The following is a 17,907-nucleotide window of genomic DNA, read 5'->3' on the forward strand; positions in this document are numbered from 1 at the left end:
GGACCTCCGTCAGAAGACCGGGACGCCCGCGCGGACCAGGCGCCAGTTGGCGACGAAGAAGTCAGCCGGGTCGATCTCGCCCTTGGCCTGTGCCCAGTCGATCAGCAGCTGCCGGATCTCCTGCTGGGCGTTGTAGACCTGGGTCTTGACGATGCCGGGGAAGTTGCCGCCACCGCTGCGCCGGTAGTTGTTCACCGCGACCACGAACTGGGCGTCCGGTGCGACCGCGGCACCGGCGATCTCCAGCCGGGTGATCCGGTCACCGACCGGCCGGCTGATGTCGATGTCGTAGTCGACGCCGGAGAACACGTCGTAGTTGTAGTCCGGCACCGCCGGGTCGCTGATCGTCGCCGGGTCGGGCGTGGCGCCCACCGGCAGCGTCACGAAGTACTTGGCCGAATACTCCAGGTAAGCCTTCACCTCGGCCCCGGTCAGCACCACGGCCTCGAGCGTGTTGTCGAAGACGTACAGGCCGGCCACGTCGCGGATCTTGACGTCGCCCTGCGGGAACACCGCCGTCCGGCTGAACGGCGCGGCGAGCGAGAGCACCGGCAGGGACGCGTACGGGGTGCCGGCCAGCGCCGCGGTCACCGTCTCGGTCTGCACCTTGTTGATGAAGTCCAGGATCGGCGTGTCCTTGTACCGCGACTCGACCGTGGTCAGCTCCACCGTGGAGGTGGCGACGACCTGGTTGACGTACGCGACGGTCTTGGCGTGCTGGGCCTTGACCACGGCCAGCACCCGCGGGTCCTCGGTGACCGTGTTGGTGTTGAGCAGGTCGGACTTCTTCTCGGTGATGGTCCACCGGCCGCGGTCGCGGGTCAGCGTGAAGTCCATCCGGCTCAGCCGCTGGCCCCACTTCGACGGCTCCGACAGCAGCACCTGGGCACCGGTCTGCTTGTTGGTGACGAAACGCTGCGGGACGTTGGCGTGCGCGTGCCCGAACAGGATCGCGTCGATGCCCGGGACCTGCTCGGCGATGAGCGCGCTGGGGTTCTCGTTCGGCAGCTCGGGACCGTAGCTCGACGTGCCGCTGTCGCCGCCGTGCGCGGAGATCAGCACGATGTCGGCGCCGCGGGCCCGCATGACCGGCACCCACTTCGCGGCCGTGGCGATCATGTCGGCGAAGACCAGCTTGCCCTCGACGTTGCCCTTGTCCCAGATGGCCACGCCGGGGTTGGTCAGGCCGAGGATCCCGACGCGCAGCGTCGGTGCGCCGTGCCCGAGGGAGACCTTCTTGATCACGTACGGCGTGAAGGCCGGCCGCTTGGTCGTCGCGTCGAGCGCGTTGGCGGCCAGCGCGGGGAAGCCCAGCTGGCGGATCCACAGGTTCAGCAGCGGCAGGCCGTAGTTGAACTCGTGGTTGCCCAGCGTCACCGCGTCGTAGTGCAGCACGTTCATGGCCTTGGCCATCGGGTGCTTCTCACCGGTCGAGGTGATCGGCTCCTGCTTGGCGTAGTACGTGGCCAGCGGCGTGCCCTGGATCGTGTCGCCGGCGTCCAGCACCAGGGTGGCCTTGCCCCGGCGCTCGGCCCGGATCTGGTTGACCAGGGCGGCGAGCTTGGCCACCCCGACGTCGTTGTGCGCGCTGTCGTCGTACTCCAGGTCCTTGTAGTAGTCCCAGTTGTAGACGTTGCCGTGGGTGTCGGAGGTACCGAGCACGGTCAGGTCGTACGTCTTCGGGTGGTGGCCGTGACCGGGACGCGTCGCGGGAGCGGCGCCGGCCGCATCACCGAGCACGAGCGGGACGGCGGCACCGGCAGCTGCGGCGGCGAGAACGCCACGCCGCGAGACGCCTGCGGGAAGGGTCATCAGGAACCTTTCAAGGGGAAAAATGCACGCGCCTCGTGGGCGCCCACGAGGCACCATAACCGCCGATGCATTTCCAGGCGAGAGGTCACCGCAGGTCGAGCGCGAGCAGACCCCGGTCGAGGCCCACCATCAGGACGCCGTCGACGTACCGGCAGGCCAGCGCCCGGTGATGCACCGGGATGGACCGAAGCGCCCGGCCGGTCGCCGGATCCCACAGCCGCACCGTGCGGTCGAGGCTCGCCGACGCGAGCAGAGGCCGACCACCCACCGTCACCGGGCACACGCCCGTCACCGGTGCGGTGTGCCCGGTCAGCACCCCCGCGGGCGCGCCGTCGTCCACGTTCCACAGCCGGATCGTGCGGTCGGCGCCGGCCGAGACGAGCACGTCCCGCCCGCCGGCCGAGAGTCCGGTCAGGGCGTTGACCGCGTCATGGTGGCCGTGCCGTTCCCAGAGCAGCTCGCCGGCGGGGTCCCAGAGCCGCATGGTGCCGTTCTTGTCCGCGGAGACCAGCAGGTCACGGTCGTCGCGCCGGAACGCGGTCAGGGCAGTCACCCAGTTCGCGTGCCCGAGCAACGGCCGGGCGGCGTCCTTGTGGATGTCCCACACCCGGACGATGAGGTCGTCGGCCCCCGAGACCAGCAGCGGGCCGGCCCGGCATACGGCGTTGACCCGCTCGTGGTGCTCCTTGAGCTCCTTGAACAGCTCCCCGCTGTCCACGTCCCAGACCCGGACCGCGCGGTCCTCGCTGGACACCGCGAGCAGGTGCGTCTCCTCGTCCGGCAACGCGCAGACGTCGGTGACGGTGGTGCCGTGCGTGGAGAGTTCGAGACGTTGCTCGCCGGTCGCGGGGTCCCAGAGCCGGACCGTACCGTCGCTGCCCGTGGTGGCCAGCAGGGTGCCGGCCGCGGAGGGGATCTCGGCCAGGGCCGCCACCGCGCCGAGCCGACCGCCGTCCATCACTGTCTCGGCGCGGCCGGTGGACGCGTCCCACAGCCGTACCGTGCCGTCGTCGCCCGCGGTGGCCAGCAGGTTGCGCTCACCGACCGGCAGTTCGCAGATCGCCCTGATCCAGCTCGCGTGACCCTCGATCGGCGGCCGTGGCGCCCCGGTGCTCATGTCCCAGAGCCGGATGACGCCATCCTCGGCGGTCGCCGCGAGCAGCACCCCGCCGTCCACGTCGAGCGTGCAGAGGTCGGTCAGCGGACCGGCACCGGTGTCGAAGACCGCCACCTCCTGCCGCGACCGCGGGTCCCACAGCCGCACTGTGCCGTCGTAACCGGCGGAAGCGACCATGCCGTTCACCGGGCACAGTGTGGACACCCAACCGGCATGCCCGGTGAACACGGCGAGGGCTTCGCCGGTGATCGGGTGCCACAGCCGGACCGTGCCGTCGTAGCCGGTGGAGGCGACGAATTCACCGATCCGGCAGACCGCGGTGACCCAGCCGGTGTGTCCGCGCAGGATGTGGACAAGTGCGCCGGAGACCGGATCCCAGAGCCGTACGGTCCGGTCGTCGCTCGCCGAGGCCAACAGCTCCCGCCCGTCGGGCAACGGCACCGCGCACAGGTTGCGGACCCAGTCCTGATGACCGCTCAGCGTGTGCACCAACTGGCAGGTGCGCGGATCCCAGAGCTTGACCGTGGTGTCGTGGCTGGCGGTGGCCAGCAGCGAGACTCCGCCGGCCCGCACCGCGGACAGCCCCTGGATGCAGTCGGCGTGGCAGTCGATGACGTGCTCGGTCTGGCTGGTCAGCGGGTCCCACAGGCGCGCGGTGCCGTCCTCGCCGGCCGAGGCCAGCAGGCTTCGCCCGTCCACCGGTACGGCGGCGACGTCGAAGACCGCGTCGGAGTGGCCCTCCAGGACTGTGCGTTCCAGCCGCCTCGGCGTCCGCGCCCAGCGTGCGGCGTACGGCGGCACGGGCCCCGGGCGCAAGCGGCTGGCCAGGCCGTCGAGCTTCTCCACGACCGAGAACAGCGCGGCCCGCTCGAGCGCCGGTGCCTGCAACGCCTGCGGGGTCCGCTGCAGGAGCTGGGCACGGGCGATGCCGAGCTCGGTGCCCGCAGCGTCGGCGGCGGGCAGCAACCGGTCGAGGTGGGCGTACAGCAGGTAGTCGTCCTCGGCGAGCAGCTCGTCGACCAGGCCCACCCGGACGGCGTGCTGGGGCAGAGACCTCAGGAGATATTCCGGGGCGGCCGGCCAGCCCGTCCGGCGGGCGTACGCGAGCCAGGCAGTGAACAGTGACCGCTCGTCGTCCCCGCGCCCGATCAGCAGCGCCTCGTTGAGCGCCTGGTGGAAGAGCCGGTAGGTCGGGGTGGTGGTGGCGCTGCTCTCCACCAGGAAGTTGGCCGCCGACGTACGGGCGAAGAAGCCCAGTTCCTCCTCGGTGACCTGGCCGCCGAGCGCCTCCACGGCCACCCGCCAGAGGGAGATGGGCAGGCCCGGAGTCGCCGCGTGGGCCAGCGCGGTGAGCGCCAGCCGCGCCGGCGTCCAGCCGGCGGACGGCAGTCCGTCGACATAACGGTCCAGGGCGTCGGCCACCGTGGCCGCGAAGGTCACGTCCTCCGGGTGCACGGGGTGCGCGTCCTGCAGGCCCCGGGCCCGGGCGACCAGGCCCGCGACCAGGAAGTTCCGGTGGGAGAGGGCCGCGATGCGGCGGGCTACGGGGGCGGCAACGCGTTCGTCGGCGTACGGGTTGTCCGGCCGCTCGGCGCCGGTCAGCGTCGCGAGCGCGTAGTCGGCCAGGTCCGACTCGGCGAAGTACTCCGGCCCGTCGAGGTCGATGACCTCGGCGGCCGAGCCGAACTCGGCGAGCAGATCACCCTTGTCGTCGGCACGCCGGGTGCCCACCACCACCTGTACGCCGAGCGGGGCGAGGTTGCGGGTCAGCGGCAGCACGACGTCGTTGATCAGCTTGCGCGCCTGCCCCGGGGAGACCGCCTCGTCCAGCGCGTCGATGACGAGATTGAACCGGGCGGGACGCCGGGTCAGCCGGTTGCGCAGCGCGGGCATCACGTCGGCGGGATCGGCCGGCAGGGCGACCGCCGCGGCCCGGGCGATCTCGACGGCGATCTCCAGGGCGCTCTTGCCCTTGGCGTGCACGGCGCAGGAGACCGAGCCCACGGTCGCGGCCTGCGCCCCGTCCGACTCGGGCAGGGCCGCGTGCACAGCCCGGTCGGAGGTGGTGACGATCCGGCCGAGCACCGCGGACTTGCCCACCCCCGGTGAGCCGGTCACCACCAGCGTCCGGCCCGGCGCCGCGGGCGCGTCCAGCCACGTCTTGATCGTGGTCAGGGCCGCGGTGCGCCCCCGGAACCGGGATCCGCGCTCGGTGTGCACGGCCACGCCCCGGGCCCGGGGCAGCCAATGCCGGTCGGCTTCGTCGTCACCGGCCAGGGTCCAGCCCCAGGCGGCCAGCGCGGCGTCGTCCGAGTCCCCCACCTGCCATTCGGCCAGCATCGAGAGCTTCAACTCGGGGAGCTGGTGGTCGGCGTGGTGCAGCGTCAGGGCGTGTCCGTTGCCGTCGCCCGCGGCCACGATCAGGCCGACCACGGCTTCGTACTCGTGCGACCAGAGCGCGCCACCGCTGTAGCCGGTCTTCAGCCCGGGTGACGACGAGGTGTCCAGGTGAATCAGGCCGTAGCCGAGGGGATCGCCGACGGTGCCGTCGGCGGAGCCGCCGTGCTCGTTGCCGCCGGGAAAGCCGAACGCCCACCAGGAGCGGCCGGCGAGCTGGTCCGGCGGGGTGCAACGCAGCCGGGCGGGCCGGACCGGCGACGGTACGGGCTCAGCCAGCTCCAGCAGCGCGATGTCGACGTTCCTGTCCGCAGTGCCGTCGACGATCAACCGGGCATGGCGGCGGACCGCGTAGCCCACGCCGGGTGCCTTGGGGAACGCCACCCAGACCTCGGGCCGCATCGACCCGTCCGCGCGCAGCACATGTGCGCAGGTCAGCACCTGACTGCGATCGATGACGACGCCGGTGCCCAGGGGCGTGGCGTCGGTCTCGGTGGCATGGATCGCCACCGTCCAGGAGTCGGCGGGCGCTTTGATCATGAGCAGGCCCCCGGTCAGCTCCGGCGCTCCAGGCCGCGCGGCTGCCAGATCATCGTGACCTCGAAGTTGGCCTCGGTGGCAGCCTTGGCGACCACCCAGTTCGCCGTTCCGGTGACCTTGATGCCGAACTTCACCTCGACGGCGTCCGGGGCCATCTCCCGGACCTGTTCCAGCAGCTCCCGGGCGGCGGCCAGGGCCGGCCCGGCAGAGTCCTTGATCGATCCGGCGATGTCCCCGGCACCGGCCGGGCGGAAGCCCTCCACCGGTTCGATCTCGAACTGGGCCACCGTCTCGTCATCGACGCGATATCGGACAACCTCGGACGACATCGGCGCCGGCCTCCCCAGGTGAAGATCATTCATGAACGCCGGGAAAGGCGCCGCAGGCAATGTCGCACGCGTCGCGGACAAGAGCAATACACCTTTTTCAAGATCGCAACAACCCGATCCGAACACCCGTTCCAACACCGCACCCCGGCTGGATTTCCGAAGATCGAAAATACCGTCCGGTGTCGGATATAAGAATCACCACAGTCGACCTTGCGAGCGGTGCCCGGCGTCGGCAGAATCGCACCCATCGCCAGGTCCATTGTGATCATGGGCGCCCGTAATGGCGCCCGGACACCGCCGCCGTACACCTGAGGAGCGCCGGAATGTCGGACGACAAGCTCAAACTCGTCGAGACGTGCGCGCTGCTGATCCTGCTGAAAGAAGGGCAGGAGATCGCCAACGCGGACCTCAAGAAGGAACGGGGCCTGGAGCTCAAGCGCGAGAGCCGCGAACGCCTGGTCAAGCTCGGCCTCCTCGACGTCCGCAAGGAGGGGCAGCGGCTCCACCTCAGCCTCAGCGACAAGGGATGGCACCGGGCGCTGGAGGTCATCGGCAGCGAACCGCCGCCCCGGTCAGGCTTCGCCGGCGCCACCATCTACGCCCAGGTGGACGCGCTGCGTCACTATCTGCAGGCCTCCGAACTGGCACTTTCCGATTTCTACGCTCCGCAGGGCCAGGTGGAGCCGCCGACAGCACCCGCTCCCGAGCTGACCAGCGATGATGTCGTCGCGCAGATCCGCAAGGCCTACGAGAGCGTCGCCCGGGCGGCCGGTGACGCGGTCAAGCTCGTCCGGATCCGCGCGGCACTGCCCCGCGACATCAGCACGGCCCGGGTCGACGACGCCCTGCGCGAGATGAACTTCGCCGCCGACGTGCAGATCTTCGCCGAGGACAACCAGAAGACCCTCACCGACGCGGACAGAGCCGCGGCGGTCAGCATCGGAGATCAGGACAAGCATCTCATCGTCATCAAATGATCAGCGACGACGAGCGAAAAGCGCTGCTGGCACTGCGGTTCAATTGGGCGCCCACAGCGGATGACGTATGGCGGCATTCCCCTTATCACGTTGCCGGCCTGCACAAAACAGCTCTCCAGATGGTTCTGCAGGGTTTCGCGGAGGCAGCCGAGCACCGGGAATCGAGTCCGGTCGGCGTCGCCCTACTCGGTGAGCGGGGCACCGGGAAAACCCACCTGCTGGGCTCCGTCCGCGAAGAGGTCCAGGCCCGCGACGGCTATTTCTTTCTGATCAGCCTGCTGGACGCCAGCGCATTCTGGCGCAGCACGGCGTTGTCGATAGTGGAGGGTCTCACCCGCACGCCTGAGGATCAGCCCAGCCAGCTGACGGTGTTCCTACGCCGGCTCGCCGACCAGAGCGGAGCCCCGCGAAGTGTGCGACGCGCCGTCGTCGGCGACACGTCGCTGTCCCGGGCGTCGCTGGACGCCTTTGTCGACCAGGTGCGCAAGCTGAACCGACAGGTCGGCGTCGAGGCTCAGGACACGGCACGCGCGCTGGTGCTGCACGCCTCCGACGATCCCCGGGCACAGGACATCGGCTATGAGTTCCTGTGCTCTAACGACGAGGTGGAGCCCGGTGAGCGGGCGGGCTGGGGCATGCGGCGCGGGCGGCGGTCCGCGCAGGAGGTGGTCCGAGACGTCTCCCGGCTGCTGGCGCTCACCGGTCCGACCGTGATGGCCGTCGATCAGATCGACCCGCTCGTCACCCAGTCCGCGAGATCGAGCGAGAGCGGCGACCAGCCCGACTGGGGCGGATCGCTGCTGCTGGAGCACATCGCGGGCGGGCTGATGTCGCTGCGCGAGACCACTCGCCGCACGCTGTCGGTCGTCAGTTGCCTGCCCACCGTCTGGGGCATGGTGAAATCGCAGGCCACCAGCACCGTCCAGGACCGCTTCCGGGAAGCGGTCAACCTTAAGCAGATTCCCTCCGCCGATCTCGGATACGAGCTGGTGGCGAAGCGCTTCGCGGTCGAGTTCGCCGAGGTCGGTTTTTCTGCCCCGCATCCCACCTGGCCGATCGCGCCCGCCGCCTTCGCCGAGGCTGTGTCGATGACTCCCCGTCAGCTGCTGCGCACCGTGGACGCCCATGTCCGGGAGTGCCTCGCTGAGGAGAAGGTCGACGAGTTGTCCCACCTGCAGCGCCGGGACCTCGGCTTGCTGGGCAAGCCCGTCGACCGGGTCCCGCTCCCGGACGACCAGCTCACCATCTTCAACAATCGGTACGACGAGCTGGTGAAGGCCGCCGACCCGGCACAGGCGTTGACCCCTGCGACCGAGGACATGGTCGTGCCCGCCCTGGTGCACGCCGGTCTGCAGGCCTGGATCGGTGCCCGCGACGAACCGGAGGGCACTTTCGGCATCGATCCGCCTCCGGGCGTCAAGCCGCCGCTGCATGCCCGGCTCCGCCGCAGCCTCGACGAATCGACCGACGATGAGGCGCACTGGGCTTTCCGCGCGATCAGCGCCTCGCACCACATCGCGGTGCTCAACCGCATCCGGAACGCACAGACCGCTGCCGGCCTCGTGAGTGGCCAGCGCAAACGCCAATTGTTCCTGCTCCGCAACGCTGAGTGGTCGAAGGGCGCCCGCACCAAGGAAGTGGTCGAGGCGCTGGAGGCAGCGGGCGGCCGGCGCATCGAGTTTCCCGAGTCGGATGTCCGCCAGCTCATCGGCCTGCGCTCGCTCATTGACGCATTCGGCTACGACAAGCTCAGCCAGTGGTTCCGCGAGCGCCGCCCGGCCGACTCGATCCAGTTCCTCCAGGAGGCGTTCGCCGGATCCGACGAGGAGTCCGCCGTCCCGCTGGTGAGGGAAGCCACCACCCCCGAGCCGACCACCGAGCCGACGGGCCGGGTGGTGCTGGGGTCGGCGCTCGATGACGGGCATCCGGTCGGGGTCGACCTCGCGGCCCTGCGCAAGCACACCGCCATCTTCGCCGGGTCGGGATCGGGCAAGACCGTGCTGATCCGCCGGCTCGTCGAGGAGTGCGCCCTGCAGGGCGTCTCCGCCATCGTGCTCGACCCCAACAACGACCTGTCCCGCCTCGGTGATCCGTGGCCGGCAGCGCCACCGGGCTGGAACGCGGCCGACACCGCCCGTTCCGCCGAGTATCTGCGCTCCACCGAGGTCGTGGTGTGGACGCCCCGCCGGGAGAGCGGACGGCCCCTCAGCTTCCAGCCGCTGCCCGACTTCGCGGAGATGCTCGACGACGCGGACGCGTTCACCGCGGGCATCGACGGGGCGGTCGCCGCGCTGGCGCCCCGGGCGAAGGTTGACGGCTCCACCGCGAAGGCTCAGCTCGGGCAGGCGGTGCTGCGGGAGGCGTTGCGGGGCTATGCCCGTACCGGGGCCAGTGATCTGCGGGGTTTCATCGGGTTGCTCGGTGCGCTGCCCGAGGGCATGAGCCAGATTCCCGAGGCGGAGAAGATCGGCTTCGGGATGGCTCAGCTGCTGACCGCGACCGCGATCAACGACCCGCTGTTCGGTGGCGGCGGCGAGCCGGTCGACCCGGGTCTGCTGCTCAGTCCCTCGCCGGGACACCGGGCGCGCGTCTCCGTGATCAGCTTTGTCGGGCTGCCCGACGACACGCAACGGCAGAGCTTCGTCAATCAGCTCCAGTTGGCCCTGTTCGCCTGGATCAAGCGGAATCCAGCCGGCGACCGTCCGCTCGGCGGGCTGCTGGTGATGGACGAGGCCCAGACCCTGGCCCCGTCGGGGCCGATGACGGCCTGCACCCACAGCACGCTGGTGCTCGCCTCCCAGGCCCGCAAGTACGGCCTCGGCCTCGTCTTCGCCACGCAGGCGCCCAAGGGCCTGCACAATCGCATTCCCGGCAACGCCGCCACCCAGTTCTTCGGCCTGCTCAACCATCCGACCCAGATCACCACCGCCCGCGAGCTCGCCCGGGCCAAAGGCAGCGACGTGTCGGACATCGCCCGGCTCAAGGTCGGGCAGTTCTACGCGGCGATCGAGGGCGGCGAGTTCGTCAAGATGCAGGCGCCGTGGTCGCTGTCGTACCACCCGCAGAGCCCGCCGACCGCCGAAGAGGTGCTGGAACGCGCCCGGACCGGTTGAGCCCGGCGGACCCGGCAGATGTCACGGACGGCGGGCATCTCGTAGGATCGCCGCCATGCCTGCGCAGCCGGAACTGCCGCTGCGTCCGATGACGCTCGGTGAGTTGCTGGACGCCGCCATGGCCCTGCTGCGGGCTCGGGCCCTTCCCCTGCTCGCCACGGCCGCCGTCCTCGGGCTGCTGGAGCAGGCCCTGCTGGTGCCGTTGCGCGCCGCTGCCTTCGTCACCGCGCCTTACTACGGTCCGGCGCACGGTCATTTCGGGCAGTGGTGGATCGTCACCGCGCTCGGGTTCGCCACCGAGACCGTCATTCTCACGCTGCTCGGGGCCCTCGCCGCGGCCGCCGCTGCCCCGGCGTTGCTCGGCCGGGTGGTACGCCATCGGGAGCTCTGGTCGCGCACCCGGCCGTTGTCCACCGTCAGTGTCGCCCTCGTGCTCGGTGTGGCGGCCGGGGTCGCCCTGTTCGCCGGGTTCGTGCCTTGGCTGATCCTGTACGGCCTGTTCAGTCTCACCTCCGCGGTCCTGGTCATCGACCGCGCCGGCAATCCGTTCCGGGCGCTGTGGCGCTCGGCCCGGCTGACCACGCGCGGCGCGTTGCGGGGGTTCTGGACCCTGCTCAGCGCCTACCTGACCTGGTTCGTCATCCGGTTCGCGCTGGGCAGCGGGTGGGTGTGGGTCCTGACCCAGCTCAGCGGCGGCGAGCCGGCCTGGCTGACCTGGCTCATCCCGGCCGCCTGGGTGCTCGCCAACGCCGTGGCCTACTCCGCGCTGGCCTGCGTCGCCGCCGTGCTGCTGCTGGAGACGCGGATCCGCACCGAGGGGCTGGACATCGCCGTCGGCCGGGCCCGCAGCCGTGGCGAGGACGACTCCGCCGCCCTGGTGTACGCCCGGTGACCCGGGTCTGGGACGAGTTCGCGGCGGCGGTCTTCGACGTCGTCCCGCCGCAGGTCCTGCTCCTGCTCCTGCTGGCCGTCGCCGGGCTGACCGGCGCGCTCTGGTACTGGTACCCGGCGTGGGTGCCGACCCGGCTGCCCCGGATGCCGCGCCTGCGGATGCCCCGCTGGCGGCTGCCGCGCTGGCGGCGTACCCGGAAGCCGAAGGCCGCCCGGAAGGCGAAGACCAAGGTCGAGCCGGTGTTCGCCCCCACCGTCGTGCTGGCCGACGGCACGCTGCTGGCCGATCGGCTCGCGGCCGAGGGCCGCTATGCCGAGGCCATCCGGCAGCGGTTGCGCGACGTGGTCGGCGACCTCACCGCCGCCGGCGTGGTCGCGCCACTGCCCGGCAACACCGCCGCCGAGGTCGCGGCGGCCGCGGCCGCGCAGCGTCCGGCCGTCGCCGGTTCGCTCGCCGGGGCCACCGACCTGTTCTCCGAGATCTGGTACGGCAACCGCCCCGCCCTGCTGGCCCACGACGAACGCATGCGGGCCCTGACCGGTGACGTCCGTACGCGGATGCGCGGGGTCCCGTCGTGAAGTCACGCCGCTGGCTGCGTTTCGCCCTGCCGTTGGCTGTCGTCGCCGGGCTGGCCACGATGACCGGGGTCGCGCACGTGGTGCAGCAGCCGGACCCGACCGATGCCTCCTTCCTGTCCCCCACCAGCGATGAAGGCGACGGCGCGCGGCTGCTCGCCGACGCCCTGACCAGCGCCGGGGTACGGATCACCGTGCACCGCACCAGCCTCGACGCGATCGCCGACGCCGAGGCGGGCGGCCCGGTCACGCTCTTCGTCACCACCCCCGGGCTGATGCATCCGTCCTACCTGGAACGGCTGGCCACGCTGCCCGAGCAGGTCCGCGTGGTCATGGTCGCGCCCGGCGAGGACCAGCTGACCGAGGCCGGTCTTTCCGTTCCGGTGAACGGGCCACGCTGGACGGCCACCGCGCCCCAGCCGGGCTGCTCGACGGATTACGTGAACGCCGCCGGCCCGGCCGCGGTGCAGCGCCTGCGGTACGACGTCTCCGCCTACCAGGCCGTGCGCTGCTACAACAACGGCCTGGTGGAGTTCCGCAGCGCGCGGGTCGCGCTGACGCTGGTCGGCGCGGCCGACCCGTTCCGGAACGACCGGGCCGACGAGCACGGCAACCGGGCGTTCGCCCGCGGCCTGCTGGCCCGCGACCCGGCGGTGATCTGGCTGGACCTGCACGAGCGCGAGCCGGCCCCGGACGACGGCGCCGGCCGGCCCACGGAGCCGGAGCAGCCGGATTCCGGCACCGACGGCGACGACCAGGGCGACGACGGCGAACGCCCCGACGGCGACCGGCCCGACCAGGAGCCGACCGGTGAGCCGCAGGACGGCGGCGAGGGCGACTCGGCCCAGGGCGGCGGCAGCGGCGTCTCCGACAGCCCGCTGGCCCGGGCCTTCCCGCCGGCGGTCTGGGCCACCCTGGCCCTGCTGGCTCTGGCCGCGCTCGCACTGGCCGCGGCCTCCGCGCGCCGGCTCGGTGCCCCCGTGGCCGAGCCGCTGCCGGTCCGGGTCCGGGCCGCCGAGACCGTCCGCGGCCTGGGCGGGCTCTACCAGCGGGCCGGGGCGCGCAGCACGTCGCTGGCCACCCTGCAGGGCGCGGCCCGGGTGCGGCTCGCCGAGCACTACGGGCTGCCCGCGGACGTCCCGGCCGACGAGGTGGCGGAGCGCGTCGCGGCCACCGTCGGCCAGCCGGTGCTGGAGGTACGGCACATGCTCAGCGGCGGGGTCGAGGACAGCGACGAGGAACTCGCCCGGGCCGCGACGACCGTGCAGAACCTGGTCCGCTTCGTGACGGGGCAGCAGAACTGGCAACACGGAACCGACGAGGGGAATCTGACGTGACGTCTTCCGCAGGAGTGGAGGCCATCGCGGCGCGCGACGCGCTGCAGCGCCTCCGGGCCGAGGTCGCCAAGGCGGTCATCGGCCAGGACGCGGTGGTCGGCGGTGTGGTCATCGCGCTGCTCTGCGGCGGCCACGTGCTGCTCGAAGGCGTACCCGGGGTGGCCAAGACCCTGCTGGTGCGGGCGATGGCCGCGGCGCTGGACATGGACACCAAGCGGGTGCAGTTCACCCCGGACCTGATGCCCGGCGACGTCACCGGCTCGCTGGTCTACGACGCGCGGACCGCCGCGTTCAACTTCCGGCCCGGGCCGATCTTCACGAACCTGCTGCTCGGCGACGAGATCAACCGGACCCCGCCGAAGACCCAGGCGGCGCTGCTGGAGGCCATGGAGGAGCGCACGGTCAGCACCGACGGCGAGACCCGCCGGCTGCCCGAACCGTTCATCGTGGTCGCCACCCAGAACCCGATCGAGTACGAGGGTACGTACCCGTTGCCGGAGGCGCAGCTGGACCGGTTCCTGCTGAAACTCACCGTGCCGCTGCCGCAGCGCGAGGAGGAGCTCGGCGTGCTCAGGGCGCACCACCGCGGCTTCGACCCGCGGGACCTGAAGGCCGCCGGGGTCGGTCCGGTGGCGACCGCCGCCGACCTGGCCGCGGGCCGCGAGGCCGCCCGCCGGGTCGCCGTCGCGGAGCCGGTGCTGGAGTACATAGTGGACCTGTGCCGGGCCACCCGCGAGTCGCCCGCGCTGGAGCTGGGTGCGTCCCCGCGCGGCACGACCGCGCTGCTGGCGGTGGCCAAGGCCCGCGCCTGGCTCAGCGGCCGCGACTACGTGCTGCCCGACGACGTGAAGGCGTTCGCCATCCCGACCCTGCGCCACCGGGTACGGCTGCGCGCCGAAGCCGAGCTGGACGGCGTCTCCACCGACTCGGTGCTGCGGACCGTGCTGGGCGCCGTGCCCGCGCCCCGCTGAGCCGACCGTGATCACCAGGCGTTTCGCGCTGCTGCTGGCGCTGGGCCTCCCGCTGCCCGCGCTGCTGCCGGGCCCGTGGCTGCTGACCGCGGCCGTGCTGGGGCTCGCCGTCGTGGCGGCAGCGCTGGACGTGCTGGTCGCGGCGCCGCTCACCGGGGTCACGCTGCGCCGCTCGGGCGAGGCGACGGTGTGGCTGGGCGAGACCACCACCATGGCGCTGACCGTGGGCAACGCCGCGCGGCGGCCGATGTGGCTGCGGCTGCGCGACCGCTGGGTGCCGTCCGCCGGCGCCGACAACACCGAGCACCGGTTCAACCTGCTGCCCGGCGAGGAACAGGAGCTCACCACCACGCTCACCCCGACCCGGCACGGTGACCGGCGGGCGGTGCGGGTGACGCTGCGCTCGTACGGGCCGCTCGGGCTCGCGTACCGGCAGCGGCGGCAGAAGTGGAACGAGGCCGTCACGCCGGAGTCGACGCTGCGCGTCCTGCCGCGCTTCCCGTCCCGCCGGTTGCTGCCGGAGAAGCTGGCCAAGCTGCGCATCTTCGACGGCGCCGTGGTGACCCGCGGGCGCGGCCAGGGCACCGAGTTCGACGTGCTGCGCGAGTACGTGATCGGTGACGACGTGCGCTCGATCGACTGGCGGGCCAGTGCCCGTACCCATGACGTGGTGGTCCGCACCTGGCGCCCGGAACGCGACCGCCGGGTGATCTGCGTGCTGGACACCGGCCGCACGTCGGCGGCCCGGATCGGCGACGAGCCCCGCCTCGACGCCGCCATCGACGCGGCCCTGCTGCTGGCCGTGCTCGCGTCCAAGGCCGACGACCGGGTCGACCTGCTGGCGCTGGACACGGCGGTCCGGGCCAAGGTCGAGGGCGGCGGTCACCGCACCAAGCTCCCCCGCCTGATCAGCTCGATGGCCGCGCTGGAGCCGGCCCTGGTCGAGACGGACTTCGGGCTGGCGGCCGGTGACCTGCTGCGCCGCGACCACAAGCGCTCCCTGGTGGTCATCTTCACGGCGCTGGACGCGGCCCCGATCGTCGAGGGCCTGCTGCCGATGCTGTCCCGGCTGACCACCCGGCACCGCGTGGTGCTGGCCAGCGTGCGCGACCCGGAGACGGCCCAGCTGGCCGAACTGCCGCCGGAGGGCGCCACCGCGGCGGACGTGCACGTGGCCGCGGCGGCGGAGCTGGCCCTGGCCGAGCGCGGCCGGGTGCGGGCGTTGCTGGAACAGCAGGGGGTGCTGGTCGTCGACGAGTTGCGCGAGCACTTCGCCTCGAAGGTCGCCGACGTCTATCTGATGCTGAAGGCGGCCGGGCGCCTCTGACCCGCTCAGCCGGCGGCCAGGAACGCGGCCCCCGCGCACACCACCGCCGCCACCGTCCGGCCCCGGTCGATCAGCAGCAGCCGATGCAGCAGCTCCCGGGACCACCCCCGCCCCAGCCGGCCGTGCGTCGGCGCCGCGCCGAAGGCCGTGAGCAGCCCGGCGACCGCCGCGGCGGCGACGGACACGATCGTCCAGCCGTCCGGCCCGGCCAGCACCGCCCACCCGCAAGCGACGACGAGCAGGCCGTAGACGATGACCACCACCGGGGTGATCCGGCGGCTGTGCGCGGCGTGGATCTCCGGCCAGGCGGACTCCGGTGTGTCGGCCAGCGCCGGGTAGACGACCAGGGACACCGTCAGCTGGAAGCCCAGATGGACGGCCGACGCGGCGAGCAGGGCGGGAGCGGAGGAGATCACCCAGCCACTATGACAACACGGTCAGGCAGTCGGCACCGGGGTGACCGAGTGCTCCGGGGCCAGGTCACCGGTCTCGCCCCGGCGGTGTGCGGCCCCGCCCACGCCCAGCGCGTACGCCATGAAGGCCGCCCACACCACCGCGCCGATCCCGATCCGCAGCACGGTCGGCAGGCCGGACGGTGTCACGTACGCCTCCAGCAGCCCCGCGACGCCCAGCGTGACGGCCAGGCCCAGCGCGACCAGCATGCCGCCGCGGGCCCGCTCGGTCAGGGCCTGGCCGCGGGTGCGGTGCGGGCCGGGCGCGATCCAGGCCCAGCCGATCCGCAGGCCCACCCCGGCGCCGACGAAGATGCAGGTCAGCTCGAGCAGGCCGTGCGGGAGGATGAAGCCGAAGAAGGTGTCCGCGTGGCCCGTGTAGATCATCACGCCGCCGGACATGCCCAAAGCGAAGATGTTCTGGCCGAGGATGTAGATGACCGGCAGGATCAGCACCCCCGAGGCCAGGCACTGGGCCGCGATCAGGGCGTTGTGGGTCCACACGCTGGCCGCGAAGTTCTGCGCCTGGAACTCGCTGTAGTAGCCGACGAAGTCCTGCTCGGCGTAGCGCTGCAGCTCCTGGCCGGTGCCGAAGGTGCTGATCACGTCCGGGTTGGTGGAGAAATACCACATCAGGGCCCAGGCCACGAGCACGTCCACGACCATCACCGTCAGCCACCAGCGGCGGGCCTGGTAGAGCTGGGCCGGGAACGCCGAGGTGAAGAAGCGCCGGACGGGCTGCCAGGAGAAGCTGCGGCCGCCGGTGACCGCCGAACGGCCCGCGATGACCAGCTGGGACAGCGAGGCCAGCAGGATCGGGTCCGGTGAGTGGCTGCGGACCACGGACAGGTGGGTCGCCGCCCGCTGGTACAGCAGGACCAGCTCGTCGGCCTCGTCCGGGGACAGCCGCCGGCGGCGGGCCAGCACCTCGAGGCGGTTCCACTCCCCGCGGCGCTCGGCGACGTACGCGTCCAGGTCCACCGGCGCAGCGTAGCCAACGCCGATCGGGTTAACTACCCGCATGACTGTGGCGGTGGCGGCGGGCGGCGGGAGCGACGAGCCGATCGTCAACGGGGAGGCCGTCGAGGTCGACGTACGCCCGGCCCGGGTCGGCTCGCGCGGTCTGGCGCTGATCATCGACATCGCCATGCAGCTGGTCTTCGCCCTGCTGACGGTCATCATCATCGGGATCGGCTCGACGGTACTGCCGCCGGGCGTGGCCGACGGCGCGTTCATGCAGGCCGCCTTCACCATCGGGGTCATCCTGGTGTTCATCGCCTACCCGACGATCGCCGAGACGCTGACCAACGGCCGCAGCATCGGCAAACGCGCGATGGGTCTGCGGGTGGTCCGGGTCGACGGCGGCCCGATCCGGCTGCGGCACGCGCTGACCCGCACCCTGGTCGGCGTGGCCGTGGAGTGGCCCGGCCTGCTGTTCCCGCCGCTGACCTGGGCGGTCGCCCTGACCACCATGATCTTCTCGGCCCAGGGCCGGCGGCTGGGCGACCAGGCGGCGGGCACGTTCGTGATCCACGAGCGGTCCCCGGCGCCGTGGGGCTGGGTGCCGTCGATGCCGCCGCAGCTCGCCGGCTGGGCGGCCGAGCTGGACCTCAGCGGGCTCGACGACGAGCTGGCCCTGGCCACCCGGCACTACCTGGCCCGGGCCGGCGAGATCCGGCAGCCGCAGAACGGGCGCTTCGCGCACACCCTGGCCCAGGAGGTCGCCGAGAAGATCTCCCAGACCCCGCCGCCCGGCACCCCGCCCTGGATGTTCCTCAGCGCGGTCCTGGCCGAGCGCCGCCGCCGGGCCGGCCGGCGGGTGCACACCACCCGCGCGCTGACCCAGCGGATCTGGCCCGGCTTCGGCCGGCTGGACTGGGCCCAGCCGGCCGTCACCGACCCCACCTGGGACCCGGCCGGCACCAACCGTCCGCTGCTCGGCGTGGTCAAGGAGGAGGGGCGCCCGCTCTAGATGTACTGACCACAGACGTTGTTGATGTTCGGCGTGGTGTCTTGATCGAAAGGGAGACCTCCGGAAGGAGTGGCGGTGCTTGACGTCGCCGTTTCG

Annotated in this window: 13 protein-coding genes; 8 read left to right on the plus strand and 5 right to left on the minus strand. The window is 72.0% G+C overall.

The features are described 5' to 3' along the window. Window positions 1–9 precede the first annotated feature (9 nt). The 3 genes from ACWEOZ_RS36680 to ACWEOZ_RS36690 all read right to left on the minus strand — a co-directional run bounded on the left by ACWEOZ_RS36680 (window position 10) and on the right by ACWEOZ_RS36690 (window position 6,195). Window positions 10–1,812 carry a bifunctional metallophosphatase/5'-nucleotidase gene (locus tag ACWEOZ_RS36680; protein WP_451915262.1) on the minus strand — a complete coding sequence of 601 codons (1,803 nt, stop codon included), beginning with the start codon at window positions 1,810–1,812 and terminating at the stop codon, window positions 10–12. 85 nt (window positions 1,813–1,897) lie between these two features. Next, entirely contained in the window at window positions 1,898–5,866 is a 3,969-nt protein-coding gene (locus tag ACWEOZ_RS36685) for a trypsin-like peptidase domain-containing protein (protein ID WP_451915263.1), read from the minus strand. Window positions 5,867–5,880: 14 nt separating this feature from the next. Then, the gene (locus ACWEOZ_RS36690) at window positions 5,881–6,195 is read right to left on the minus strand and encodes a CU044_2847 family protein (protein ID WP_451915264.1); all 315 of its coding nucleotides are present in this window, start codon (window positions 6,193–6,195) and stop codon (window positions 5,881–5,883) included. A gap of 323 nt (window positions 6,196–6,518) precedes the next feature. On the opposite strand from ACWEOZ_RS36690, the gene ACWEOZ_RS36695 reads away from it, so the two are divergent. The 7 genes from ACWEOZ_RS36695 to ACWEOZ_RS36725 all read left to right on the plus strand — a co-directional run bounded on the left by ACWEOZ_RS36695 (window position 6,519) and on the right by ACWEOZ_RS36725 (window position 15,387). Next, window positions 6,519–7,172 carry a hypothetical protein gene (locus ACWEOZ_RS36695; RefSeq protein WP_451915265.1) on the plus strand — a complete coding sequence of 218 codons (654 nt, stop codon included), beginning with the start codon at window positions 6,519–6,521 and terminating at the stop codon, window positions 7,170–7,172. A 119-nt stretch (window positions 7,173–7,291) separates the two neighbouring features. Further along, window positions 7,292–10,285, plus strand: a complete 2,994-nt coding sequence (locus ACWEOZ_RS36700; RefSeq protein WP_451915266.1) for an ATP-binding protein — start codon at window positions 7,292–7,294, stop codon at window positions 10,283–10,285. Window positions 10,286–10,340: 55 nt separating this feature from the next. Further along, window positions 10,341–11,177 carry a hypothetical protein gene (locus ACWEOZ_RS36705; protein WP_451915267.1) on the plus strand — a complete coding sequence of 279 codons (837 nt, stop codon included), beginning with the start codon at window positions 10,341–10,343 and terminating at the stop codon, window positions 11,175–11,177. Beyond that, window positions 11,174–11,755 (plus strand): DUF4129 domain-containing protein, encoded by a 582-nt coding sequence (locus ACWEOZ_RS36710; protein ID WP_451915268.1) that lies wholly within the window; start codon window positions 11,174–11,176, stop codon window positions 11,753–11,755. Before ACWEOZ_RS36705 ends, ACWEOZ_RS36710 begins: the two co-directional genes overlap by 4 nt. After that, window positions 11,752–13,089 carry a DUF4350 domain-containing protein gene (locus tag ACWEOZ_RS36715; RefSeq protein WP_451915269.1) on the plus strand — a complete coding sequence of 446 codons (1,338 nt, stop codon included), beginning with the start codon at window positions 11,752–11,754 and terminating at the stop codon, window positions 13,087–13,089. Before ACWEOZ_RS36710 ends, ACWEOZ_RS36715 begins: the two co-directional genes overlap by 4 nt. Continuing rightward, window positions 13,086–14,060 carry an AAA family ATPase gene (locus tag ACWEOZ_RS36720; RefSeq protein ID WP_451915270.1) on the plus strand — a complete coding sequence of 325 codons (975 nt, stop codon included), beginning with the start codon at window positions 13,086–13,088 and terminating at the stop codon, window positions 14,058–14,060. Before ACWEOZ_RS36715 ends, ACWEOZ_RS36720 begins: the two co-directional genes overlap by 4 nt. Window positions 14,061–14,067: 7 nt before the next feature. After that, a complete protein-coding gene (locus tag ACWEOZ_RS36725) occupies window positions 14,068–15,387 on the plus strand; it encodes a DUF58 domain-containing protein (protein WP_451915271.1) in 1,320 nt (439 codons plus the stop codon). A 5-nt stretch (window positions 15,388–15,392) separates the two neighbouring features. On the opposite strand, the gene ACWEOZ_RS36730 is transcribed toward ACWEOZ_RS36725, so the two are convergent. Next, a complete protein-coding gene (locus ACWEOZ_RS36730; protein ID WP_451915272.1) occupies window positions 15,393–15,803 on the minus strand; it encodes a hypothetical protein in 411 nt (136 codons plus the stop codon). Window positions 15,804–15,824: 21 nt separating this feature from the next. Continuing rightward, complete coding sequence (locus ACWEOZ_RS36735; protein ID WP_451915273.1) at window positions 15,825–16,820, minus strand: stage II sporulation protein M; 996 nt, start codon at window positions 16,818–16,820, stop codon at window positions 15,825–15,827. A gap of 40 nt (window positions 16,821–16,860) precedes the next feature. On the opposite strand from ACWEOZ_RS36735, the gene ACWEOZ_RS36740 reads away from it, so the two are divergent. Continuing rightward, window positions 16,861–17,811, plus strand: coding sequence for an RDD family protein (locus ACWEOZ_RS36740; protein WP_451915274.1), 951 nt, complete (start codon window positions 16,861–16,863; stop codon window positions 17,809–17,811). The last annotated feature ends 96 nt before the right edge of the window (window positions 17,812–17,907 follow it).

The organism is Actinoplanes sp. NPDC004185, from assembly GCF_053603475.1.

Coding starts and splice junctions, on each gene's coding strand:
- ACWEOZ_RS36740 (WP_451915274.1), top strand. CDS start 16,861: ATGACTGTGGCGGTGGCGGCGGGCGGCGGGAGCGACGAGCCGATCGTC.
- ACWEOZ_RS36700 (WP_451915266.1), top strand. CDS start 7,292: ATGGTTCTGCAGGGTTTCGCGGAGGCAGCCGAGCACCGGGAATCGAGT.
- ACWEOZ_RS36685 (WP_451915263.1), bottom strand. CDS start 5,866: ATGATCAAAGCGCCCGCCGACTCCTGGACGGTGGCGATCCATGCCACC.
- ACWEOZ_RS36690 (WP_451915264.1), bottom strand. CDS start 6,195: ATGTCGTCCGAGGTTGTCCGATATCGCGTCGATGACGAGACGGTGGCC.
- ACWEOZ_RS36695 (WP_451915265.1), top strand. CDS start 6,519: ATGTCGGACGACAAGCTCAAACTCGTCGAGACGTGCGCGCTGCTGATC.
- ACWEOZ_RS36680 (WP_451915262.1), bottom strand. CDS start 1,812: ATGACCCTTCCCGCAGGCGTCTCGCGGCGTGGCGTTCTCGCCGCCGCA.
- ACWEOZ_RS36705 (WP_451915267.1), top strand. CDS start 10,341: ATGCCTGCGCAGCCGGAACTGCCGCTGCGTCCGATGACGCTCGGTGAG.